The sequence below is a fragment of the Algibacter sp. L1A34 genome (assembly GCF_009796805.1).
GTDB lineage: Bacteria > Bacteroidota > Bacteroidia > Flavobacteriales > Flavobacteriaceae > Algibacter.
The window spans coordinates 4,196,209-4,223,083 of record NZ_CP047029.1 but is presented as its reverse complement, the minus strand read 5'-3'; the positions used below and the strand labels follow the sequence as shown (position 1 = coordinate 4,223,083).

Here is a 26,875-nt window from a genome sequence, read left to right as displayed (position 1 = left end):
ATAAAAATATTATGAAATACATAAAAAATATTATAGGAATAGGGCTTCTTGCTTGTCTTGCGGTATCCTGTTCAGAACAAGTTTTAGAAAAGGATCCAGTAAGTAGTTTTTCTGGTCAAGGATTTTATCAAACATCTAGTGATGCTCAGGCCGGTGTTTATGGTATTTATGATGCATTACAATCTACATTCCGAGTTAACTTTTCTTATTGGGGAGAGGGGCGTGCCGATGCAGTAAATACGAATCATTCTGGAAATCCATTAGCGTTACAACAAAACACACTTAGTCAAGATATTTCATCTGCTAGTTGGAATAATATTTATGAAACTATTAGTCGTGCAAATTACGCTATTAAATATATACCAGGTGTCTTTGCTGGTGAAAGTGAATTTAGCTTACAGCTTATTGCTCAAGCTAGAGCCTTAAGAGCAATCTCTTATTTCTATGCTGTTAGAGTATGGGGAGATGTTCCATTAATTACCGAACCTTACGAAAGTGTTGATCAACAATTTTTTATTTCAAAAACAGATCAAGAATTAGTGCTTGATCAAATTGTTGAAGATTTAATTTTTGCAAGTGAAAACTGTAGAGATAATTTTGGTGGAGATAATACTAGAATTCTATTAACTAAAGGTGCAGCTCACGCATTCCTTACACAAGTGTACATGTGGAGAAATGAATATGCAAATGCTGTTGAATCTGCTGAAAAAGTAATAGACAACAGTTTGTATTCATTAGTACCTATAAACGATTGGTCTAGAATATTTACTTCAGGATACTCTAATGAAAGCATTTTTGAAGTAGGCTATAATGATGTGCAAACCAATTCTTTACGTGTTTTATATGCTATTGGTGCTGATAGTGATTATTTTCCAAGTGAATCTTTTAGAGATACGTTTGAAGATGACGATTTAAGAAAAGATCTTATTTGGGATACTACAGAAGAGAATCCACGAAAAATATGGAAATTCTTTGGAGAAGGTTTTAGCGACGAAAGTGCAGACCCATCGGCTAATAATATTGTTCTTGTGAGGTTAGCAGACATTATGCTTTTAAAAGCAGAAGCTCATAATAAATTAAATGAAACCACTGAGGCTCTAGATTTATTAAATACTATAAGAAAAAGAGCAGGTATTACAGAACTAACGCTAGCCGATGCAAACGGCTTGTATGGCGATTTAGAATCTGCAATATTGCATGAAAGATTAATAGAATTATCTTTTGAAGGACATCGTTGGTTCGATTTAGTTCGTACCGGAAAAGCTATAAGCACCATGAATCCAATTAACGGATTAAGTGACGAGGCAAATCTTGTTTGGCCTATTCATGAAGATGCGATAAATAGAAATCCTAGCTTAGAACAGAATGATTTTTATAAATAATCTGAAGAAACATTATTGTTCAATAAAATTTAAACTCAAAAAAAATGAAAAATAATAAACCAATTTTATATGTTACTATGGCAGTTTTATTTGCTGGCGTAACAAGTTTGTTTCACAGTTGTGAAATTCAAGAGAATTTTTCATATCAGAATTCAAACTCTAATGCTTCGTTAGGTGTAAATGCTTGGGAATATATACAAGCAACAGACTCTTTAAGTCTCTTTGAAGAAGCTATAAAACTTACAAACACAGAAAGTTTATACGAGTCTAGTGCTAACAAAACATTTATAGCGCCTTCAAACCTGGCATTTGAAGAGTATCTCGAGGATAACGCATATGCAGATTTGTCTGAAGTGCCAGTGCCAATTTTGCGTAATACTATAAAATATCATGTGGTAAATGCTACAGTGTCTTTTGATGATCCAAATATTTCAGAAAGCAATAATCCGTTGCCATACATGAGTGAAAATGGTCAAACCATTTTTTTATCACGAACTAGTGGTTATATGGGGTTAGTAAATGAAGGCACCAATAAACAATGGAGCATTTTTACTTCCAACTTAAAAGCAACCAACGGTGTTATTCATATTTTACCATCTATAGTTTATTTTTCAGCACGTTCTACAAGTGTAGAGGGGCCTGACGATATAGTAAGAGATACTATATTTCCAATAGCAGATACTTATGTTAATGGTGGAAGCAATTCTGGACGTAATTATGGTGCTGATGTACGTATGAGATTAAAAAATGTGACTGGTAGTGGAGGTTATGATAGAAAGGTTTTTCTAATGTATAACCTAGAAGATTTTACAAAAGAAGGAGTTATAGTCGATTTAAAACTTGAATTAGCGGTAAGTTTTACAGCCGCAAAAGGAATTGATGTAGATGTTTATAATGTAGAAGACACCTCATGGACGGAAATGGGATTAACTTTTGATAATGCTAACTTTCCTACCACCGAACCTATATCTACAATAACATCATCAAAAGTAGATAAATTTGAATTTGATATCATTGATTATTATAACGGTTTAGATCAAAATGGGCTTATTTCGCTTATGGTAGATCAAGAAGCTGGTAAAGATGAAACCGATGAGTTCCATTCTAAAGAAAATACTGGCGGATTCTTTGCGCCTATGTTAATTGCACGATATGCTTCTGGAGGTACAACTTTAATAATCGAAAAAAACACAGGGTTTATTGTGAATAGTGGAGAAGCTTATGCTTTAAACAACGATGTTTTAGAAGTTTCTGGATCTATACCGGCCGATGTTAGTTTTACAATTCAACAAGCACCACTAAACGGTTGGTTAATTAGAGGTGCAAGTGTTTTACAAGTTGGAGAAACTTTTACACAAGAAGATATTGATGCCATGAATGTGGTTTACATAAATAACGGTACAGGAACTGAAGATACTATTATAGTTGATGGAAAAGATAAAGCTGGAGCAACTTTAGATGCTTTCAATATAAATATAACAGTGCAATAGTGCTAGTAGCCTAACAAATGAAAATTAATAGCCCTATGCATTATATAGTAATAATATTATTAGCCATTAGCTCTTGCAGTTCACCCAAGGATGAAGTTATTCAACCCATTGAACCCATAACGCGAATCATTAATTTTTCGGGTTATGAATGGATAGTAAGGACTTCCGATGATGCTAAACAAGGCCCAGGTCCTAATTTGTTTTCAGATTCAGAAGATAATGTTTGGGTGGATGATGAAGGTCGATTACACTTAAAAATTGTACAAAAAGGCGGTTATTGGTACTGTTCAGGAGTCACACTACGTCTATCTCAAGGTTACAAAAAGTATGTTTTTTATGTAGCGAGTAGAGTAGACCAATTGGATGAAAATGTGGTGGGCGGACTTTTTACGTATAAAAACGATAATGAAGAGATCGATATAGAGTTTTCTAAATGGTCTCAGTCTGAAAATCAGGACTCTCAATTTGCTATTCAGCCTTCAGATAATGTGGGTAATAAAACGCGTTACGATTTAAATTTGAAAAGCGACTTATCAACGCATTTCTTTGATTGGAAATCCAGTAGTATTGAGTTTGCGAGTTATCAAGGACATACTTTAGAACCCAATGCAGAAGATGTAATTAGTACTTGGACTTACACAGGAAGCGATATTCCGCCGCTTAATAATGAAAAATTAAAATTAAATTTATGGTTATTTAGAGGGAATGCCCCAACAAATAATCTACCCGCAGAAATGATTATAGATCGTGTAGAAATACTGTAAGTTTTATAATTATTGAATTAGTCTGCAATTATATAAATTCTGGTTGGTTTTAGCTTACCGGCCAGAATTTTTCTAACCTAACATGAAGCACCTACGCTGTGTTTTAATAATAATTTTTAATAAAGAAATGCTAGATTTTACACAGAATATAAACGTTCTTTCTAACAAGGCCACAACAGGTATTGCTGCAGGAAAAGCAGTTGAAGCGTGTATCGTTAAATTACAAAAAACAAAAGAAAAGATACGGATAGTATTTGCAGCAGCACCATCTCAAGATTCTATGCTCGAGTACTTAACACAATCGAAATTGATTGTATGGAATAAGATAGTCGCGTTTCATATGGATGAATATATAGGGCTAGAACCTAATTCACCACAATTATTTTCTTCTTATTTAGAAAAAAACATTTTTTCAAAAGTGCCTTTACATAAAAACATAATTAATGTGAATAATAATGTATCAGAAGAGATAAAAAGGTATACCAATTTGTTAGAAGAAGGACCTATTGATATTGTTTGTTTAGGGATAGGAGAGAATGGGCATTTGGCCTTTAATGATCCGCATGTAGCCGATTTTAATGATCCGGAAATAGTAAAAGTCGTAGAGTTAGATGATGCATGTCGTATACAACAAGTTAATGACGGTTGTTTTGAGTCTTTTGAAAAAGTGCCTCAAAATGCAATAACATTAACCATACCTACGCTATTAAAAGGTAAACATTTGTTTTGTGTAGTTTTAGGAGCAAAAAAGAGTGAAGCTGTTAAAAATGCCCTTACTGAACCTTTAGGCACATCTTGTCCTGCGTCTATTTTAACAACGCATGCCGATTGTAATTACTATTTCGATAAAGCAGCCTATAAAGGCATAGAATCTTTAGAAAACGCATAAAATTGTAGATTAAGATATGATGAATTATAAAAATATTTTTAAATTCTTATTACTAGTAACTTTGATGTTTGCTAACACTGTAAATATCACAGCGCAAACAATAGCTTCTGCGGAAGATTTTAAAGTCAAAGGGTTTCATTTGGATCTTCGGATACAGGTAATGACTCCACAGGCGCTTAAAACTTTAGCGAATGAGCTTTCAGAAATGGGTATTAATACCTTAATTATGGAATGGGAAGGCACATACCCATATGAAAAACATGCGGTGATTTCCAACGAATATTCATATACTCGAGAAGAAGTAAAAGATTTTATTACCTACTGCGATGGCTTAGGAATTAAAGTAATTCCGTTACAACAAAGTTTGGGGCATGTGGAATACATTTTAAGAAACCCTAGATATAGCAACTTAAAAGAAGATCGAAAAGATATTTCTCAATTATGCCCTATGGAGGCCATGGAAAGTAAAGCGCTTTTTAAAGATTTATTTTCAGATTTGGTAGAAACTCATAATTCAGACTATATTCATATCGGAGGAGATGAAACTTATTTACTTGGGCATTGTGAAAAATGTCAAGTAAAGGTGAAGGAAGAAGGTAAATCTAAATTATTTGTAGATTACATGAAGATGATAACCGAACTGGTAATAGAGTTAGGGAAAAAGCCCGTAATGTGGGCCGATATTATTTTAAAGCACCCTGAAGCCGCAGCCGAATTACCTAAAGAAACCATTTTTATAGATTGGAATTACGGATGGAAAATTAACCATTTTGGAGATATTCCAAAACTTCAGGAAATTGGATTCGAATTTTGGGGAGCACCAGCCATTAGATGTCATCCTGATAATTGGTATGTAACAGATTGGACAACGCATTTCAAAAACCAAAAAGAATTTATTCCGTATGCAAGAGAGGCTGGGTATGAAGGCATGATTATAACTTCATGGTCTACTACAGGTGTTTATGGCTTTACTTGGGATGTTGGTTATGATGTTATAGATATGGTACAAATAAGAAACACATATCCACTATCGGCTTTTCGTATTTTAATAGCGAGTTATACTAAGGCTTTAAATATGAAAGAAGCTTTAAACCCTGAAGATTTTGTTACTGAATATGCCAAAACAAGGTTTGGTTTGAATAAAAAAGATACTTCAGTTTTATGGCATTTTTTATCAGCAGAACCAGAACTTATAAGTAATGGAAAACCTACTAAGAGTGAAAATATCGCTGAGGTTAAAACCAAATATAATGTGCTTAGAGAAGCATTATTGAAATTAAAACCAAAACGAAACGAAGCAGAATTAAATCAATTTAAATTAATGGCCGATTTAAGGGTACATTATCTAGATTTTAAGGAAGTGGAGTATAAATATAATGCGCCTAGTTTTGTGAGGTCTCAATCACCTGTTTTGCTTAAAGCACTAGATACTATTTTAGCAGATGCAAAAGCGTTGAATAAAAGATTTATTGCGCTGAATAAAGGATTTCTTTATGATTCAGAATTAGAAGAACAAAATGAATTACGAGTGCAAGCAGTTCATGTACTTTATGATCGATTGGCTAAATTGAAATAAATACAAACATTATTTATAAATAATATAATTCACTGAAACTATAACGTTGCTTGCATAGATTTTCAAAGCTGTTTTCAAGGTTGTAGTTTCAGATATTATAGATTCGTTTTCTTCTATTAGATGAATTTATACTTTAGTAGAAACTTCTTCAGTAATCTTTATTTCATGTTTTCTAAAAATTTGAATTCCATTTACAATTTCGTAATTCTAAATTAGAATCGATTCTCTAGTTTTAAAATAACCTTCAAGTATTTCGCCCACATTTTACATTTTCTTCGTAACTAAGGTTACTTGTAAATACTATTAAAAATTTCCCAAAAGTACAATACGCATCCATCATTTTATTTTGATGAATTTCCTCAATTTTATTTTCTGTTTTAAGTTCGTGTTTAAGATTGAAACATCTTAAAATTATAGCTGTTTTTTGGAGAATATTATTCCGTGGAATACCTCTAAAACAACCTTTTTTTTAATCAAAAAACGTAATAAGTTCTATAATTTAAAAAATAGAACATGGCTATGCAATTGGCTTATGTTAGGTTGTTCATGCCACAGTTTATGGGTGGTAAGTATAATTGTACGAATATGTCTCCCCTAATTTCAGAATAAATCAACACTCGTAATTATTGATAACAGTAAGTTTACAAAACGATAACAGAGATGTTATTTGCTTTGAAATATTTAGTAGTGCGTAAGGCTTAATCTTTAATAGAAAGAAGCTTCTTAATTAATTCACTTTTAAACAGAATAAGATGATGAAAACTTACAAATTAAAAAGAAGGAATCCAGAAGTTCATCAAGCGAAGATGATGTCGTAGAAGAACCTGTTATTATTGAAAATCCCATTATTTAGTCTCACCTCAAAGTTAATAGTATGTATAATAAGTATAGAAATTCCAGTAAATATTATGAGAAATTTGAATAAAAGTAAGCGTAGTTGTATTGTTTTAGCTCTTGTATTGTCTTGCTTTTTTGCTTGTAAAAAAGAGAACAAGTGGGAGGGAGTTTGTGTAACCCTTCACGATATTGGGACGGTGTCTATGAATCCGGTTAAAAATAATATACTAAAATATGAAGTTCTTGTAAGCACAGAAAAAGAACTGGATGTTTACATTAAATACTGGATTGATAGAAAAGGTGATTTGGATAGCATAAATGAAAAACAATTTTACTACAGCCAAGTTTCAAAAAACAAAAAGGAGCATCAAATTCTTTTAATGAACCTGAAACAAAATACGGCGTATAATTACGTTGTAGTGGCTCAAAATGATAATTGTAAAAGTTATAGTGACGAAAAAGAGTTCAAAACAAATTCCATTCCTTACTATTTGCCTTTTAACCATCCCAAAACGGATAGTACTCTAGTAAAAAATGTGTTTAAGGGGTACATGTCGAGCCATTCTTTAGATATTCCAGGTTATTTATTTCTTATAGATAATGACATGGATTTGGTATGGTATCATGAAGTGCCTAGAAGTATCAAAGTGGCAAATTGGACAGATCAAAATACCGTTCTAACCATATTAAGTGTAAATGCAACCAAATATACCAGAGGGGAAGAAATTGCTGAATTTGATTTAAAAGGTAATATTCTTTTTAGAACCCAAAAAGGCGCAAAAGGCGACAAAGGTTTAGATAAAATTCTGCATCATGAAATTAGGCATGATAATGATAACAACATCATGGCGCTAACGTATGAGGAGGGGGGTTACGACTTAACTTCTGTAGGAGGAACGGCTGAAGAACTCATTATTGGAGATGGTATTATCATTATTGATAAAGAAGGAAATAAAGTTTGGGAGTGGTCTGTGTTTGATGTGATGGACCCTGTTACATATCCTGGTATCATGGATAAAAGGAAAGATTGGTTTCATGCAAATTCTTTATGGCAAGATGAAAACGGAGATTTCTTAATCTCTTTTAGAACCACTAATCAAGTATGGAAAATAGATGGAGAATCTGGAGAACTGATATGGAAACTAGGCGGTGAAGATGGCGATTTTAATTTACCCGATAGTTTGAAGTTTTATGGGCAACATGCGGCGCATATCAATAGTCAAGGAGATCTTATGCTGTTAGATAACGGCCTTAGCGATTCTATTCCAAAGGTAAAATCATTCACCATTGATGAAACAAACATGACCGCAACGCCTCAAATTAATTTTGCGATGCCTAAAGAATTTTATTCAGGAGTAAAAGGCTGTGCTTATCTCATAGACAACGAGTACGTTATGTTTTGCTCATCCGATAAAAGGAGAGTGTACTATTTTGATTTAGATGGAAACTATTTAGGACAACTAGAAACAAGTTACAAATTGTATAGAGCAGAATATATGGATGAAATGTATGATAGTAGTGAATACGTAAAATAAAACTAATAAATAATAATAAAATAAAAAGAGGAATCGAGATACTAACATCTCAACAAAATAGAGGTAATCTCTAGTATAATGTAAAAATAATCAAATGTTTAACTAACTTAATTCAATGTCTATTTATGAAAATTAAATCAATTAAAAATTGTTTTCTTCTAAGAAATCAGTTTTTTAAGCTTCTTATGAGAACGTTCATTTTCTTATGCTGCTTTTCGGTATTTAGTATAACGCCGAAGAAATTAACATCCCAAAATGCAAAAATCGCAGTTAATAATGATAAATTTATCTATCCAGAAGCTTTAACTGGCACTTCTAAAGTAAATGAGAATTCTAAACAAGAACTTCAAGTTTCTGGTGTTGTCGTAGATGTTAATGGCCAACCGTTGCCAGGAGCAAATATTGTAGAAAAAGGTACGGCAAATGGAACTCAAACCGATTTTGATGGTAATTTTAGTTTAAACCTTAAAAGTAAAGATGCTGTATTAGTTGTTTCTTTTGTAGGATTTACTACTCAAGAAGTTTCAGTAGAAGGGAAAACGCAATTGAATATTAAGCTTATCGAGAATGCCACAAGTTTAAATGAGGTGGTTGTTGTTGGGTATGGATCTCAAAAGAAATCTGACCTTACCGGTGCTGTTGCTCAAATTTCAGCAGACGATTTTGAAAGTCAACCCATGACGTCTGTAGATCAAGCCTTACAAGGTCGATTAGCTGGTGTGCAAGTAACTCAAAATAATGGTGTTCCTGGAAGCGGATTTAAAATTCGTGTAAGAGGTTCAGGCTCATTTGGAAACAACGATCCGCTTTATGTTATCGATGGTTTTATTGGTGCAAGTACAGCAAATTTAGCACCTGAAGATATTGAAACGATTAGTGTTTTAAAAGATGCCAGTGCTACAGCAATTTATGGTAATAGAGCTTCTGGAGGTGTTGTAATTATAACAACTAAAAGAGGTAAGGAAGGCAAAAATACAGTAGAGGTTAATTCTTTCGTTTCTATAGGAGATCCAATAGGTGAATTTGATGTTTTAAATGGAGCTGATTTTGCTGAATTAGTTAATAGAAAAAATATTGAACAAGGTGGTTCTGCTGCGTATTCAGATGAAGAAATAGCAGCATTACAAGCTAATGGAGGAACTAACTGGCAAGATGAAATTTTTCAAACAGCAATTACAAACAATTACCAGTTAGCTTTTAGCGGTGGTGGACCAAGTGTTTCATATTACGTATCTGCTAATCATTCAAAACAGGAAGGTTTAATAAAACATACAAAATACGAGCGATTTGGTTTTAGAGCTAATATTGATGCCAAAATTAATGATAAGTTAGACGTAGATTTTAGCGTGTTTGCTACCAGTGATACACGCGAAAATGGCACAAATAGTGTGTCTGCATTTGGTGCAGGAAACCTAATGGCTGTAGCTTTAACATTCGATCCAACAACGCCTGTTTATGATACTAATGGCGATTATAACCTGTTTACAATTAATAATGTCGCTAATCAAGGGCAAAACCCACTGTTTTTAGCAAGTGTTGCAGATCGTACAACTTATGGTAAATATTTACAGTCGAGAATAGCTTTAAACTATAAAATCGCAAATAACTTAGACTTAAATGTATCTTTAGGAGCAAGCAGTAGTTATAGTAATTATAGAGAATATGTAGATGCACGTATTCAGAATGGAAACACAGCAACTAGCGACGTAGGTGATGGCCTTTCTTACCAAAATACGAATAGATTGACGTATGCTAATACTTTTAATGATAAGCATAATGTATCTGCCGATTTTATATTTGAACAGTCTCAATACGAAGGACGTTCAACTAGTGCTTATGCTGAAAATTTTCCAAACTCTAACGTAGGATCAGATAATTTAGGCTTAGGATCTAACCAAAGAGTGGAGTCTGGTGCCAGTAAAAGTAGTTTAGAATCTTACATAGGAAGAGTAACTTATGGTTTTGATGATCGTTATTTATTATCAGGATCTATAAGAGCAGATAAGTCTAGTAAATTTTTAAATGATCAAACGGGAATATTCCCTTCATTCTCATTAGGTTGGAACATTTCAAATGAAGATTTTTTCGGAGATAATATCATCAGTAACCTTAAGTTTAGAGGTGGTTGGGGGGTAACCGGTAGTGATAGAGTAGATACTCAAGCTGCTCATGCATTTCTAACAACTGGTGGTAATAATTATGTTTTTGGTGGAAATCTAGATTCTAGTATCGTTATCGGTATTGCGCCTTCAGAAAAAGCGGCAAATCCAAATTTAACTTGGGAAGAAACGAAACAAACCAATATAGGTTTAGATTATGCTTTCTTGAATGGAAAAATTAGTGGGTCATTTGATTATTATAATAAAAAGACAGAAGGTTTATTAATGAGAAGAAACTTGCCTAACTATACAGGTTCAACTTACCAATGGGTAAATGCAGCTGCAGTAGAAAATAAAGGTTTTGAATTCTCTATCAACGCATATCCTGTAACAACTAAAGATTTTTCTTGGGAAATTGGAGCTAATTTTTCAACAAACAAGAATAAAGTATTAGAGTTGGTTGATGGCTTAGATCAAATTGAACTTGGTGGCGATTACAATTCATTCTCAGGTGCTGTTACCATTGTTAAAGTAGGCGAAGCATTAGGTTCTTTTTATGGTTATGAGTACACTGGACCAGACCCAACTACAGGCGATGCTACTTATAAAGATCTTAATGGAGATAACATTATAGATGCTGAAAACGATAGAGCAATCATGGGGAATGGAAATCCTGATTTTGTTTTTGGTGTTAATAATAACGTTACTTATAAAGGTTTAGAATTAAACATATTCGTACAATCTTTACAAGGAAATGAAATTTATAACGCTATAGGAACTAGTACTTACGGATGGGGTGCTATATCTAGACATTCTACTAATCCGAATAGTTTAAACTCTTGGACACCAACAAATACAGACACTAATGTTCCGAGATTAAATAGTACGGTTAAGCCTATTTCTACATTTTCTATAGAAGACGGTTCTTTTATTAGGTTGAAAAACATAAGCTTAGGTTATAATTTACCGTCTGAAACATTAAAAAACATTGGTATATCTTCAGCTAAAGTTTATGTAAGTGGTCAAAACTTATTGACTTGGACAGATTACAGTGGTTTCGATCCTGAAGTATCAAGTGGTGGTGGAAGTGATATTGACCCTGGAGTTGATAATGGTGTATTCCCAAATACAAAAACAGTAACTGTGGGGATTAATGTTAATTTTTAAATAAAACACAATGAAAAATAATAAAATATTTAAAACTAGTTTTTTAGTATTGGTTGCAGCTGGTACATTTATATTAAATGGATGCCAATCTCTTGAGCCAGATACCGACGGTACATTAACGGCTGATAACTTTTTCCAAACAGAGGGCGATTTAGATGCAGCTGTAACTGCTCAATACAATTCTCTACTATCATTTGCTACTTATGTTCATGGTCAGATACCTTATTTTGGAGGTGACGATTTAACAACATGGGGTGCAGGTAATAAAGATAATTTCAGACAATACGATCAATTTAATCCAGATGCTGATAATGGTAATGTGAAAGCGCAAAACTGGAATCCTTGGTGGAAAATGGTATTAACAACCAATACCGTATTAGACCACTACCAAAAAGTAAGTGCGTCTCAAGAAAAATTAGATAATGCTGCGGGTCAAGCACATTTTCTTCGCGGATTAGCTTATTTCTTTTTAGTAAGAACCTACGGTGAAGTTCCATTATTAAATTCTACAGCCGTTACAGGGCGTGAAGAGAAAGCTTCTTTTGAAGCTATATACGATCAAATTATATCAGACTTTACTATAGCTAAAACTTTACTTCCTGCATCATGGGGCGATGAGCCAGGTAGACCAACAAAATGGGCTGCTCAATCATACCTTGCTCATGTTTACTTAACAAGTGCTGGATTTCCTTTAAAAAACACAGCTAATTACGCTTTAGCTGCTGCCGAGGCAAAAAATGTAATAGATAATGGGCCGTATGCATTGGTAAATAATTTTGCCGATTTATGGAACGATCCAACAACTCAAAATAATTCAGAAAGTGTTTTTGCAATAAACTTATGCTTCAGCTGTGGCGGTTGGACCTTTGGAAATTGGAAATCTGTTGGTTCTACAAGTGCCGAAGAAACAGGATGGCAAGATTTCTTTACTGAAATTGGATTTTTTAATGGTTTCCCAGAAGGGCCTAGAAAAGATGCAACCTTTACTACAGAATTTCCTGTTGAAGGTGGCGGAACGCTTACATGGCAAGAAAGTTTACATAAGCACCCTTATTTTGCAAAATGGAAGGGCACACTTATTGACGGAAAGTTTAGTTATGATGGTGGCGGACCAGACTTAAACGCTTATTTAATGCGTTATTCTGAATTATTATTAACACACGCCGAGGCAACCATTATGTCTACAGGACCTACTAATTCTGAAGGATTAGAGAGTTTAAATAAAGTTAAAAGAAGAGCTGCAGGAAAGCCTGTAAACGTTGCCGATCCATCGGTAGATGTTACTAGTGCTACGCAAGCAGATGTTGTTGATGAGCGTGCATGGGAGTTGGCTGGTGAATATTCTAGATGGTTTGATATGGTTAGAACCGAAATTATCGCAGAAGTAGCAGCTAATAAAGATGCGCTAGATTTACCGGTAATTGGTACAATCGATGAAACTAAGCCGTGGGCTTTAATACCTTCTTCAGAAGCAGATTTAAATCCAAACTTAGGGAACTAAGAAATAATTAATTAATAGCAAGAAAAAGCCTCAAGAATATTTTTCTTGAGGCTTTTTTATGATTTTTTTTGAACTGATCACTTTTAAACGTTTTACCCTTTTCGCAATACTTTATAACATTTCAGTATAAACCTTTTACTTTGAGTATAGGTTTTATCAAAATACAGGATTAAGGTAAATATGCTTCAAATTCAACATAATCAAACAGGCCATAATTATCTTGGCTAGGTATATGGTCTCCTATAAACTTTAAGTTTTCAACACTACAAAAAATAGTAAAAGGGTATTCGGCTCCGTAATTAAGGCTTAATCTGTTCATTTCTGTATTATCAATATACCAAACAACTTCATATTTATCATTTTTCAGAAGTAATTCAATGTCTAAAGTGTACCATTGGTTTCTTTTTATTTTTTTAGGAATGGATTGAAACGGAAGTGCCTGCGAAGTCATATATGCTATAACATCGTCTGGTGCTGCATTTAAACTTTGCCTAACGACTGTAGAACCGTAACCTATTTCAAAATCCAATTCATGCTTGTCATCATGGTATATAAAGGCGCCTATACTGGCCATATCTCCAACGCCTAGTTCGGGCACAAAAACACGCCAAGTATATTTCCCCACGTTATATGTTTTATCTACAGTTCTTACTTTAGGTCTGTCCCAGGTATTAGCTCTTGCAGTCATCATTAATTCGCCCTTATTTATTTCGTAATTGATTAAACCCTTCATGTTTTGAGAGCCATCAATCCAACTGGTCATAGTATTGAAATCCCAACGGGTAATATTCTCTTTTTTATTTGTTTTTTCTGAAATTTTATTTGTTTTACCCTTTAATACGGAAGAACAATTTGATAAGGTGATAACCATAAAAGTGATGGATAGCAACGTTTTATTTGTTTTTTGAAACATTTTTTATAATCGGTTGAATTCGTTTTAGAAGCTTAAACGAGGTAAGGCATCCATTAACAATGAATGCCTTACCTTTTTATTTTGATGTATGATTTAATAGATTTTAGGAGAGGATTAGTTTAGGCATTTTCCTGCTGTAAAATCTATTTTTAAATGGTCTTCTTTAATGTCAACTTTATAGTTTTTGTCTGGTGATAGGTTTTCGCAAGAGCTGTCTGCCAGAATTTTTATGTGGTTGTCCCAACTTCCTTCTGGTGATTTTAAAAGAATAAATTGTACAGTGCTGTTTTTAGGTAGAAGCCTGTGGCCCGTGTAAATACCGTCGTAATCATAGTCGGTTAAGGTAACGCCATTCGCGTGCCAATGTTCTTTAGCTCCAGAATGTGAGTTTGTAAATGTACCAGCTAGTGTTAGGAACTCACGGCCTCCTTGAATGTCTTTAAAATAAGGTGAGTCATTCATGTTTACGTTAAATACCACATCAACATAATCGGGGTTGCTTGAGCCTTGGATAAAATAAGGCGAGTTTTCCCAGTTAGCTTTAACCGTTTCTAGGTTTTGTTGAAACCTTATAAAATTTTTATTTTCATTTTTAGTCCAACCTACTTCAGCATAAGCTGCGATTCTTGGAAAAACTTGTCTGTAAAGATCTGATACTTTAGGAATCCATTCGCTCCACATTTGGCAACCAAGTCCGATAACATTCTTTTCTAAATCGGTATCAATGCCTTCCGGAATAGGATTAAACCCATAAGCTTTATCAAGTGATATTGAGTTAAAATCATAATCAAGATAAGTGTAACTGTGTGTAGAATTTACAACTTCGTGCCCTTTATTAATAGCGGATAGCATAAGTTCTCGGCTACCTTTCCAAAAATGAACAATAGCACTTTCTGCAAGTTTTTGGTTGTTCTCTTCTTTTTCTTCACCTTCTCGCCATTGGTGTAAATTTTCACCTAAAATATCATTCCATCCCATCATTCTATAACCTTTACTTTCAATAAAGTTTGAGACTTTATTTGTAAATGAAATTTGTACATCTGAAAATGTATTCAAATTGTTTTCAGCCATGTAATCACTAATGTCTTTATTATTTTTCCATTGACCAAACTTCACTTCATCACCTCCAATATGCACAATTTTACTCGGGAATAAATTGATAACTTCTTGTAAAACGTCTTCTATAAAAGTGTACACTCTGTCGTTGGTAACGTTGTAAATATTAGGCAAAATGCCAAAAGTACCAGGTACTTCTATAGGTTCGTCTAAAGTGCCTAGCCAAGGGTAAGCTGCAATGGCTGCCGAAGCATGCCCTGGCATTTCAATTTCAGGAATAATAGTGATGTGCTTGGTTTGCGCATAAGTAATAACTTCTTTAATTTCTTCTTGCGTATAAAAACCAGAATGAGGTTCACGGGTTCTTTTATCGCTTTTAACACCATTTATTTGAGTGTTGTTTCTAATGCTTCCAACTTCAGTTAATAGCGGGTATTTTTTAATTTCAATACGCCAACCTTGATCATCAGTTAAGTGCCAATGAAATATATTGATTTTTAATTTAGCCATTTGGTCTAGCATATCAAAAACAACTTGTTTGCCTTTAAAATGTCTAGATTCGTCTAACATAAAGGCACGCCATTTAAAAGCAGGATTATCTTCAATTGAAACACAAGGAATTAATAATTTGCCCTTTTTTGTTATGGTTTGTAATTGCATTAAAGTCTGCAAAGCATAAAATATACCGGCAGGTTTCGCTGCTGAAATTTCAATTTTATTACTGTTAATTTCTAGATTGTAACCTTCGTTTCCGAGGTCTTTATATTTATTTTTAACTAACAATAATTCAATATTTGCATGTTTTGACTCCTCTACGTTTATATTTAATGTGCTCATTAATTTTTGTAGGGTTTCAAACTCGTTTTTTAAACCAGCATCGTAACTTACTTTAAGTTTTTTTAGTTCTAAAGTAGCGTCATGCACTTTAACATTATTAGGGTAGGGAATTAAGTTTAATTGCGCCGAAACTTGTATGCTTAATAAACAAAACAGACTGCTTAGTATTAGTATTTTTTTCTTTAGATATGTCATTATTTTTGATTTTTTATAGTTTAACATCGTGGTAATTTTTTTTAGTAAATTTTGTTGGTCTTAGTTTTAAAGAAGTAGAGCCTGAAATTAAAAGAGCTTGAGAGCTCAAGTTTTCTGTCTTTTAATTTAGAATTTATTTCAAATTATAATCATATTTTTATAGCCGTTTGGCATGTGGGAATTTAGATGTAAAAGTAATTTAATACAAGGTTTAAAATGAGGTAATTATTATTCAAAAAGGTTAGATGTATTAGTATTTATGCATTCTAGTTCCATATCATTACTCATATTCTTACTTTTAGTAAGTAAAAATGTTTATCTAAAATAAATTTAATATTTGTCTTAATCTTTGTTTGATAATCGATAAGAAATACCCAAATTCGTAGAAAAATTTTGACATGAAAAAGCTCTATTTATTTATTTGTTTTAATTTACTCATAAATAGCTTATCTGGTCAAAATGAAATTTCTTTTTTTCATATTTCTCCCGAAATAGATAACGGATATCGAACTATTAAACATACCGTTCAAGATTCTTTAGGTTATATATGGATGTCTCAAAGTAAAGGCGTTTTAAAATATGATGGTTACGAGTTTTGGTTTCATTCCATGGATTCTATTTTTAACGGTACAAATATCAATGATGAAATAAAAAAGGTTTTATTGGATACCGAAGGCAATCTTTTAGTACTTTCCTCTAAAGGTTTATTGGCTCGAAAGGAGCGAAACGGACGTTATTCTCAGTTAAATAAATCTTTTTCTAAAACAGGTAAGGATGTTTCTATAAAAAACATATTTGTAAGAAAACAGCAAATATATGTTACCGATTTTTTTAACACGCTCTATTTATTAGATAGCAAAAGCTTAGAGCTTAACTATGTTTTATCTGTTACAGAGCCTGTGTATTATGGCGTAAACATCATAGACTTAGAAGTTGATGACGCGAATAGGGTGTACTTAAGTTTAAATAATGGTAAGTTACTGCAATACGCTAACAATAAATTAAGTGAGTTAAAGGCAGATTTCAATAGCCAACCAGGAGTGATGTATTTAAGTCTGGATAAAAATAATGATCTCTGGATTGGTACCAAATTTATGGGGCTATTTAAATATGATTTAGCTGAAAATAAATTTAAACAACTTTCATATTTTAGAGACGGGATAGACGTTTTGAAAGAAGATATGATTCTGTCTCTTTTTTGCGATAATAATGGGGTTATTTGGGCTGGTTCTGATGGGCAAGGCTTGTATAAAATTAATCCTAAAAACGAAGAAATAATGCTTTATAGGCATTCTCCTCTCGATAAATCATCTTTAAGTACTAATTCTATAATTGATATCAATCAGGATTCTTATAAAAACTTGTGGGTTATTTCAAATTTTGGAGATATTAATATACTGGTAAATACACCTAACGAAATATTTCATCATAATGGTTTAATAGAAAATACTTCCGCACGTGTATTATCTGTTTTGAAAGATACACATGCTAATATTTGGATTGGAACCGATGGAAAAGGATTAACTAAAAGAAATTTAAAAACAGGGCAGGAAAAGCAGTTTTTAGTTAATAATAAGGATTTAGAAGGGGCTTATGTACAATCAATAACAGAGGATGATAATGGAAATGTTTGGGTTGGTACTTACAAAAACGGTTTATGGTTTTATGATTTCCAGAAAGAAGAAATTTCAAAAATGCCTGTTTTAGATGCTAAAGGAAAACATGCGATAGATATTTTAACAACCTTTAAAGATTCAAAGGGTAGAATTTGGGTAGGCTCCGAGATTGCTTTATTTGTATATAATTCTAAAAAAGAAAAAATAGCATCATTTCCTTTTTGGAAAAATGGGCTTGATGGTGATTTAATTCGATCTATTGTAGAAGATGATAATAAAAAACTTTGGATGGGTATTGATGGTGGTGGACTTTTTATGTTAAATGAAACTGAAAATCTCAACAATTCAACATTTCAAAAGTTTTCGTACACAAACAATGAAAGTGATTATTACTCCATTGTTTCTATGGTATCAGATACTAAGGGTAACCTTTGGCTAATAGATTTGCACGGGGCAATTCATATATTTAATACTAAAAGTAAATTATATAAGGAATTTAATAATACCCAATTAATTAACGATATTTCGTTTCATAGTATTTTAATGGAGCATCCAGAAAGTTTGTGGTTAGGTGCTAGTAGTGGGTTATGGAATTTGAATGTAAAAGACTCAAGTCTTGTGAAATACACAAAAGCCGATGGTTTTTTTAGTGACTATTATGTAGAAAGAAGTGCTTATAAAGACGCAGCAGGCTTTTTATATTTTGGAGGGCTGAATGGAGTAGATGGTTTCGATCCTGAAAAAATATCTAAAGTATCAACCAAATCGCATCTGTATATAAACGCGATTGAAATTTTAAATAAGCCAGCATCATTAATAATCCCAGATCAGGTTGAGAAAGGTATTGAAAACACGAAAGCAATTGAGTTAAAAAATAATCAATCTTCATTTTCATTTAAGTTTTCTGTGGTAGGCACCGTGTTAAATGCAAAATATTTATATAAATATAGATTAAAGGGATTTGATGATGAATGGAAGTTTACCAAGAAAAACCGGATAGCGTCATACACTAATATTCCTTGGGGTGAATACGATTTTGAGGTGGAAGCAGCCACAGTAAATGAGAATTTGAATATTCCTGTAAAATCGATTAAAATTGTTATTAATCCGCCACTTTGGATGCATCCGTTAGCCTTTTTGCTCTATTTTGTTGTTTTTTGTGCCGTAGCTTATGGTATTTATAAATGGTATTTGTTGAGAAAAAACCTTTTTAGTCAAAAAATTAAAAACGAACAAGAATCGAAAATTTATTACGAGAAAATGAATTTTTTCTCCAAAATGTCTCACGAAATACAAACGCCATTAACCCTTATTATGGGGCCTATTGGAGATATCTTGAAAAAGCCACAAGTAGAAAAGGACGCCGTATTAAACCAACGACTTAGAGTTATTTTTAATAACGCGAAAAGATTATCTCGAATTGCCAATTTGTTAACCACGGTTAGAAATAAAGAAATTGGGCAATTAAAATTAAGAGTCTTTAAAAAGGATATCATTAAAGAGGTTAAAGAAATTGCAGATTCATTTCAAGAGCAAGCGCGTTTTAAAAGAATCGATTTTGAAATAAATAATTTTATTGAAGCGTATAAACTGTGGTTTGATAGTGATTTATTGGAACACATGATTTACAACCTACTGTCAAATGCTTTTAAATATACACCATCAGAAGGGCGTGTTGTAATATCAACAGGTTTAGATGAAGCTATAGGAATGTTTGAGATTTCGGTTAACGATACAGGCTATGGTATCCCAAAAAAGGAATATGATGATATTTTTAGACTATTCTATAGAGCGAAAAAAACAAGTAATAAAATTGGTATGGGTATTGGTTTGGCTTTTGTGAAAGAGCTGGTTAGTCTGCATAAAGGCGAGATTAATGTAAAATCGAAAAAAGGTAAAGGGTCTACTTTTACTATTGTATTACCGCTAAATGGAGCTAAATATTCTGATGATGAAAAGATTGAAGGTTTAGATGAAGCCATTACTAATTCAACTTCAGATAATAATACTTTAGAAAGCACGACTAAAAAGATAGATTCAAAAAAAGACTCCATACTTATTATTGAAGATAATTATGAAATGCAACATTTTTTATGTGAAGTTTTTAATGAAAACTATAACGTTTATTCTGGTTACAATGGGAAAGAAGGTGTTGAAATTGTAAAGCAAAAATTGCCAGATATTATTATTTCAGATATTTCTATGCCTGTTATGGATGGTTTGGAAATGTGTGAAATTATACAAAAAGACAATGATGTGTCTCATATTCCAATTATATTTTTAACAGCGAAAAATTCAACGGCGCATAAATTAAAAGGTTTAAAATATGGTGCTATAGAATTTATGAGTAAACCGTTTGATATAAATGAGTTGCATTTAAAGGTAAATAGTATTTTGGCTCAAAATAAAAGAATATCCTCAAAAGCAAGTTTACAATATTTAAGCACGCCAGAGCATATTCCGGAAAAATCTAAAGATTCTATTTTCTTAGAAAATTTGATTTCTAGTTTAAATTCAAAATTAGAAGATGCCGATTTTAAACTCGAAAGTCTATCGAGTATTATGGGGATGAGTTATTCTAATATATATCGAAATTGTCAAAAATTAACAGGAAAAACAATTACTGAATTATTTCGATTATTACGCTTAAAAAGAGCTGCAGTTTTAATGGTTCAAAATAAATATAATGTATCTGAAGCGTGTTTTGCTGTCGGTTTTAATGATACAAGATACTTTTCAAAATGTTTTAAAGATCAATTTAAAATGACTCCAACAGTTTTTAAAAAGGAAGCAGAAAATATTGATTTAGAAGCATTTTTAACAAAATATGAATTGTTTAAAGCGAATTAATTACAGTTTTTATTATATCTCCTTTTAAATCTTTTTTTATAATGTTATTTTCTAAAACAAGAATCGGCAAATGTTTACAGGGATTAAAAATTTATGACTATTAAATTTTTAATCCCTTTTTTTGAAATACTCCTAAATTCTTCTAGGGTTGCTGTGTCGTTATAATAAAAAGTATTCTAGGCTATTTTAATCAAAATTTTCGGGGTTTTACGAATATGACGGTATGTTTTGGAAAATATTTCATCCTATTTTTTATCGATGTTTAATAGATTTGAGCTTTACAAATAAAGGTAAAACAAACCAACCTTATAAAAGCATCTATGAAAACATCATCAACTCAAACTTCTAAAAATAACAACTTAGTTCCTATTATAATTATAGCCAGTTTATTTTTCATATTTGGTTTTGTTACATGGATTAATGGGGCGTTAATTCCTTTTATGAAAACCATTAATGGGTTAACGGATGCACAATCATATTTTGTGGCATCGGCATCATATATCTCATTTGTGGTTATGGCATTACCCGCTTCTTGGATTTTAAATAAAATAGGCTATAAAAAAGGGATGTCTTTAGGATTAATAATTATGGCTATTGGTGCTTTAGTTTTTATTCCAGCAGCTGAAGCAAGAACGTATTGGGTGTTTTTAATAGGTATTTTTATTCAAGGTGTCGGAATGACTTTATTACAAACGGCAGCCAATCCATATATTACCATTTTAGGTCCTATTGAAAGTGGAGCAAAACGTATTGCTATAATGGGGATTGCTAATAAAACAGCTGGTGCTTTAGGCTCCATCATATTTGGTGCTTTATTGCTTTCAGGAATTGACGAAGTAAATGAAAAACTAAGCACGGTATCAATAGAAGAAAAAGGAGTCCTTTTAGATACCATGGCAGACAGTGTTTTTATGCCTTATTTAGTAATGGCTATTGTACTTGCTGTGTTAGGATTGTTAATTAGAAAAGCGCCATTACCACAGGTAGAGGCCGAAGAAATAGAAGAGGCTAAAGAAGGAGCTACATCAAAAACAAGTATTTTCCAATTCCCACATTTATGGTTGGGTGTTTTAACGCTATTTGTTTATGTAGGGGCCGAAGTTATAGCAGGAGACACCATTATTGCCTATGGAATATCATTAGGGTTTCCAGCTGCCGATGCTAAGTTTTTTACCACTTTAACTTTGTTCGCTATGGTTTGTACTTATGCCATAGGTGTTATTTTAATTCCTAAATATTTAAAACAAGGCACAGCGCTTAAAATAAGTGCGACTTTAGGTATCATATTTAGTATTTGCATCTTATCAACAACGGGGTTTTTATCTGTTTTATTTGTAGCCGCTTTAGGTGTTGCTAATGCTCTAGTTTGGCCGGCGGTATGGCCATTAACATTGGAAGGTTTAGGGAAATTTACAAAAACAGGTTCTGCGCTATTAATTATGGCCATTTCAGGTGGCGCCATTATTCCTCCGTTATACGGAAGAATTGTGGATGCAAATAAACTGGAATTAATCACTAGCGGTGTTAATGAGGTTGAAGCTTTAGCAACAGCAGCAACGCATAGCTATTGGATATTAATACCGTGTTACGCTTTAATCTTGTTTTTTGCCATGTGGGGACACAAATATAAAAGTTGGTCAAAAAAATAAGTTCTACAAAAAACAATATATAATTAAGAAAACATAAAATAAATACCATGTTACAAAGTAGTATAGATAAATCAACAGATTTTGAAAAAAGGTTTGAAAGTGCGGGTTCTATAGTTTTTGAAAATTCAGACACAGCGTCTAAAGCTGTAGCGAAAGAAATTGCAGATCTCATACGTGTTAAACAAGCCCAAAAGCAACCATGTATTTTAGGTTTAGCTACAGGCTCGTCACCCAAAGGATTGTATGCCGAATTAGTGAGTTTACATAAAGAAGAAGGATTAAGCTTTAAAAACGTTATATCGTTCAATTTAGATGAATACTACCCGATGGAACCCGACTCTATAAACAGTTACGTGCGGTTTATGAAGGAGTTACTCTTTAATCATGTGGATATTTTACCTGAAAATTATCATATACCAGATGGGACTTTGTCAAAAGATGATATTGCTGCTTATTGTAGTCAATATGAAGCAAAAATAGAAGCTTTAGGCGGTATTGACTTACAAATATTGGGTATTGGAGGTAATGGACATATCGGATTTAACGAATCGGGGTCATTACAAAATTCAAAAACACGCCTAGTTGCTTTAGACCATATAACTAGAGTAGCGGCCAGTGGTGATTTTTCAGGATTAAACAATACACCAAGAACTGCTATTACCTTAGGCGTGAAAAAGATAATGGAAGCCAAGAGAGTGGTACTTATGGCTTGGGGAGAAGGCAAATCGAATATTGCAAAACAATCTATAGAAGGACCTGTAACCAATTTAGTGCCTGCTTCATTTTTACAAGAGCATAACAATGCGACTTTCGTTTTAGATAAAGAAGCCGCATCTAAGCTTACACGTATTAATACGCCTTGGCTTGTAGAAAAAATTACATGGACCGATAAGCTGATACGTAAAGCGGTATTAGGTTTAGCGCTTCATTTAAAGAAACCTATTTTAATGCTTACCGATGCCGATTATATTGAAAACGGTATGAGTGATTTATTGGCAGACTCAGGACCTGCTTACGATATAAACATTAAAATTTTCAATAAACTACAAAATACCATTACGGGTTGGCCTGGAGGTAAACCCAATGCAGATGATAGTAAACGCCCAGAACGCGCCGAACCAGCAAAAAAACGGGTGCTTATATTTAGTCCGCATCCCGATGATGATATCATTAGTATGGGAGGTACTTTTAAGCGTTTACACGAACAAGGTCACGAAGTGCATATTGGATACCAAACATCTGGAAATATAGCTGTGGCCGATGATGAAGCCTTACGTTTCGCAAGTTTTGTATGCGATTATAATGATAAATTCGGCATAAAAAGTCCAGAGGCCGAAAACATCTACAAAAAAGCGGTAGCCTTTCTTAAAAACAAAAAAGCAAGTGAAATAGATATTCCTGAGGTACGATACATTAAAGGCTTAATTAGAAAAGGAGAAGCCGAATCTACATCGTATTTTATTGGTCTTAACGATGCTCAAATTCATTTTATGGAATTACCATTTTATGAAACGGGTACTATAGAAAAAAATCCTTTAGGTGAAGAAGATATTCAAATAACCATGGATTTAATTGAAAAAATTAAGCCGCATCAAATATTTGCAGCGGGAGATTTAGCCGATCCACATGGCACGCACAAAGTATGTTTAGATGCTATTTTTAAAGCCGTAAAACAACTAAAACCTAAGAAGTTTATGAACGACTGTTGGGTTTGGTTATACCGTGGAGCATGGCAAGAATGGGGTATTGATGAAATTGAAATGGCGATACCTATGAGTCCAGATCAAGTTCTTGAAAAACGTAAAGGAATCTTTAAACATCAATCTCAAAAAGATGGAGTGGTGTTTCAAGGAACCGATAGTAGAGAGTTTTGGCAACGTGCAGAAGATAGAAACAGAGAAACTGCCGATTTATACCATCAATTAGGTTTATCGCACTACGCAGCTATGGAAGCTTTTGTGAGATGGGAATTCTAGTATAATTATATCTGTTTTGAATATCTATAACTAGAAACAACCTTTTAATAATTAAAAAATTAAGTATTGAATAATATATAACCACCATAAAAATCAATAAATATGAAGAGAACATTATTTTTAACTTGTCTAATAGTATTAACATTTGCTTTTGAAGCAAGTGCACTTCGATCCATGTACGTTAATGGTTTTGCATCTATTTTGGGAGATGAAACCGCCGAGAACAATTTATTGTCTTACGCACAAACTAATGGAATAGAAAAATTATTATTGTATGATCTTCATATTGTAAATAGTAGCCATAACTTATCAAATGTTTCATCAAATCAGATTTTAGCAGACTTTATATCTAAGGCTAAAACAAATTATGGCGTGCTTTCGGTTGGTGCTGTAGCAGAAAACGCTTGGTTTTTTACCAATGTAATAAACACTTATAATAATAGTAGAACCAATGCTACTGATAAATTTGATGTTTATAATTTAGAATTTGAATATTGGGGAGATAGTGCAGTTGGTCCAGGAGGATATTACTGTAGTACGTATTTGGGATCAACGGAATACCCTTGTTCTAACGATGGTGCCTTTAAGTTTGTACTTTCAATTTTAGATGATATGAGAAGCTTGGCGCATAATAACTCTCATCCTATTACTACAGAAGCTTATTTAGGGTGGCCAACAACAGCTCAAGCAGAAGAATTAGGTGATCATTTAGATGAATTACTTTTACATGCCTATGTTGCTAATCCTAATACGAGTTTTAGTTATGCGAAAGACAGACTGATTGATTTTGCTAATGGTACACCAGGTTTAGATGTGTCGATTATTTTTTCATCAGAGCCAAATTTTATGCAAAATTGGCTGCTTAGTAACTCTATGAGTGCTGCGGAAGATATTTTTACAACAGATTGGATGAATGCATCGTCGGCATGGACTAATAACATAAATTTAACCGGATTCACTTATTTTGCTTATAGTTTTAATGAAAATGTAACGCTGTCAACAGGTGTACAAGATGTTGCAGATAATGTGATGGTTTATCCTAATCCTGTTAAAAACACGCTTTATATTGAAAATCTTAACAATGTAAAAAGTATAATGGTTTACAATAATATGGGGCAATTGGTTATGGAAACTAAGGCTGAAGAAATTGATTTTACTCAGTTTAATAAGGGACTGTATTTTTTGAAAATGGATACAGGTAAAGGAGTAGAAACAAAAAAAATATTAAAAAATTAGATTAAAGTAAGTTGCTAACTAAGAGCTGTTTAATTTTGAGTTTAGTCATTGGTTTTTCTACTTAATGCTCTTTAAATGTTATGTAAATTATTTTATAAAGCCGGTAAAATTTTTATCGGCTTTTTTTTTGTTTTCAGGAAGCTATTTAATTTCGAGTACTAGATTCGCGTACAATCAATTCTGTTTTCAGGGTGATAATTTCAGATGTTATAGAGTCATCTTTTTCCTCAATTTGACGAATTAATAATTTTGTTGCGGCTTCTCCCATTTGAAAAGCGCGGTCATTAATGGTTGTTAAATGAGGTTCTATAATTTTAGAAATAGGATAATTACTAAAGCCCACAATAGCAACATCTTCAGGGATCTTTATTTCAGCTTTTCTAAATACTTGAATGACACTTACGGCTGTATAATCGTTAGCACAAAAAATGCCGTCTGGTTTTAGGTCGCTTTTCAAGTATTTTTCGGCACATTTTACACCTTCGTCATAGCTCAGGTTATTCGTAAATAATATTAAAGACTCTTCTATAGGAACATGATGTTTTTTAAGAGCAGCTTTGAATCCTTCTAAACGAGCTTTAAAAATAGTGGTGGTTTGGCTGCCAGAAATGTGTCCAATACGTTTACATCCACTTTTTATGAGATGTTCAGTAGCTAAATACGCCGATTCAAAATCGTTTATAATTATTTTGTTCGCATCAAAATCAGTTGGTACGCGGTCATAAAATACAAGCGGAATACCAAGTTTATTTATTTTTTTAAAATGATCGCAAGTTTTGGTTTCTATACCTAAACATACAATAACGCCATCGACCATTTTGTTTTGAAGAATTTTTACAATTTCCTTTTCTCTTTTAAGGGAATCTTTAGATTGAAATATGGTAACATTATAACCATTATTGTATGCGAATTCTTCAATGCCACTAATCACTAACGAATGAAAATGAATATCAATTCGAGGCACTATAACGCCAATGGTTTGCGTTTTTTTCTTTCTAAAACTCGAAGCAATAGAGTTAGGTATAAAGCCTAATTCTTCAGCCCGTTTTTGGACCTTCTTTTTTGTAGAATCACTAATGGCAGGATTGTTAGCTAAAGCTCTAGATATGGTAGAGGGCGATAGGTTTAATTCTTTAGCTAAATCTTTTAAGGTTATTCTAGTGTTCTTCATATTAAATACAACAAACGTTTGCTGTTAAAGTTGTTCTGTATTTTACTGTTAAAATAAAAACTTACATTATGTTGAGGTTTTTATTGAAAAGTAATACAAATTAAATGAATTTAATTTATAAATATCTTTAATAGCT

The 26,875-nt window shown here is 32.8% G+C and carries 15 protein-coding genes; 12 read left to right on the top strand and 3 right to left on the bottom strand.

Annotation, left to right across the window (positions count from 1 at the left end):
- The first annotated feature begins 11 nt into the window (after window positions 1–11).
- From GQR97_RS17785 to GQR97_RS17750, 8 genes are all read left to right on the top strand, one after another.
- The gene (locus GQR97_RS17785; RefSeq protein WP_158850867.1) at window positions 12–1,382 is read left to right on the top strand and encodes a RagB/SusD family nutrient uptake outer membrane protein; all 1,371 of its coding nucleotides are present in this window, start codon (window positions 12–14) and stop codon (window positions 1,380–1,382) included.
- 44 nt (window positions 1,383–1,426) lie between these two features.
- A complete protein-coding gene (locus tag GQR97_RS17780) occupies window positions 1,427–2,872 on the top strand; it encodes a DNRLRE domain-containing protein (RefSeq protein WP_158850865.1) in 1,446 nt (481 codons plus the stop codon).
- 17 nt (window positions 2,873–2,889) lie between these two features.
- The gene (locus GQR97_RS17775; protein WP_158850863.1) at window positions 2,890–3,636 is read left to right on the top strand and encodes a glycoside hydrolase family 16 protein; all 747 of its coding nucleotides are present in this window, start codon (window positions 2,890–2,892) and stop codon (window positions 3,634–3,636) included.
- 82 nt (window positions 3,637–3,718) lie between these two features.
- Entirely contained in the window at window positions 3,719–4,525 is an 807-nt protein-coding gene (locus GQR97_RS17770; protein WP_199269883.1) for a 6-phosphogluconolactonase, read from the top strand.
- 16 nt (window positions 4,526–4,541) lie between these two features.
- Window positions 4,542–6,101, top strand: coding sequence for a family 20 glycosylhydrolase (locus GQR97_RS17765; protein WP_199269882.1), 1,560 nt, complete (start codon window positions 4,542–4,544; stop codon window positions 6,099–6,101).
- A 908-nt stretch (window positions 6,102–7,009) separates the two neighbouring features.
- Window positions 7,010–8,473 (top strand): aryl-sulfate sulfotransferase, encoded by a 1,464-nt coding sequence (locus GQR97_RS17760; protein WP_158850861.1) that lies wholly within the window; start codon window positions 7,010–7,012, stop codon window positions 8,471–8,473.
- Between the two features lie 185 nt (window positions 8,474–8,658).
- Window positions 8,659–11,739: a SusC/RagA family TonB-linked outer membrane protein gene (locus GQR97_RS17755; protein WP_158850859.1), complete on the top strand. Its 3,081-nt coding sequence runs from the start codon at window positions 8,659–8,661 to the stop codon at window positions 11,737–11,739.
- 10 nt (window positions 11,740–11,749) lie between these two features.
- Window positions 11,750–13,240 carry a RagB/SusD family nutrient uptake outer membrane protein gene (locus GQR97_RS17750; RefSeq protein WP_158850857.1) on the top strand — a complete coding sequence of 497 codons (1,491 nt, stop codon included), beginning with the start codon at window positions 11,750–11,752 and terminating at the stop codon, window positions 13,238–13,240.
- Between the two features lie 169 nt (window positions 13,241–13,409).
- On the opposite strand, the gene GQR97_RS17745 is transcribed toward GQR97_RS17750, so the two are convergent.
- Together GQR97_RS17745 and GQR97_RS17740 are read right to left on the bottom strand one after the other, a co-directional pair.
- Window positions 13,410–14,153 (bottom strand): hypothetical protein, encoded by a 744-nt coding sequence (locus tag GQR97_RS17745; protein ID WP_233267567.1) that lies wholly within the window; start codon window positions 14,151–14,153, stop codon window positions 13,410–13,412.
- Window positions 14,154–14,267: 114 nt separating this feature from the next.
- Window positions 14,268–16,241, bottom strand: a complete 1,974-nt coding sequence (locus GQR97_RS17740) for a beta-N-acetylhexosaminidase (RefSeq protein WP_158850855.1) — start codon at window positions 16,239–16,241, stop codon at window positions 14,268–14,270.
- 398 nt (window positions 16,242–16,639) lie between these two features.
- Between GQR97_RS17740 and GQR97_RS17735 the strand changes: the two genes are divergently transcribed.
- The 4 genes from GQR97_RS17735 (at window position 16,640) to GQR97_RS17720 (ending at window position 25,568) form a co-directional block, all read left to right on the top strand.
- Window positions 16,640–20,707 carry a response regulator gene (locus tag GQR97_RS17735; RefSeq protein WP_158850853.1) on the top strand — a complete coding sequence of 1,356 codons (4,068 nt, stop codon included), beginning with the start codon at window positions 16,640–16,642 and terminating at the stop codon, window positions 20,705–20,707.
- Window positions 20,708–21,027: 320 nt separating this feature from the next.
- A complete protein-coding gene (locus tag GQR97_RS17730; RefSeq protein ID WP_158850851.1) occupies window positions 21,028–22,356 on the top strand; it encodes a sugar MFS transporter in 1,329 nt (442 codons plus the stop codon).
- 47 nt (window positions 22,357–22,403) lie between these two features.
- Window positions 22,404–24,332: a glucosamine-6-phosphate deaminase gene (gene nagB / locus GQR97_RS17725; protein WP_158850849.1), complete on the top strand. Its 1,929-nt coding sequence runs from the start codon at window positions 22,404–22,406 to the stop codon at window positions 24,330–24,332.
- Between the two features lie 102 nt (window positions 24,333–24,434).
- Window positions 24,435–25,568, top strand: a complete 1,134-nt coding sequence (locus GQR97_RS17720) for a T9SS type A sorting domain-containing protein (RefSeq protein ID WP_158850847.1) — start codon at window positions 24,435–24,437, stop codon at window positions 25,566–25,568.
- A 145-nt stretch (window positions 25,569–25,713) separates the two neighbouring features.
- On the opposite strand, the gene GQR97_RS17715 is transcribed toward GQR97_RS17720, so the two are convergent.
- Window positions 25,714–26,739 (bottom strand): LacI family DNA-binding transcriptional regulator, encoded by a 1,026-nt coding sequence (locus GQR97_RS17715; RefSeq protein WP_158850845.1) that lies wholly within the window; start codon window positions 26,737–26,739, stop codon window positions 25,714–25,716.
- Window positions 26,740–26,875: the final 136 nt, after the last annotated feature.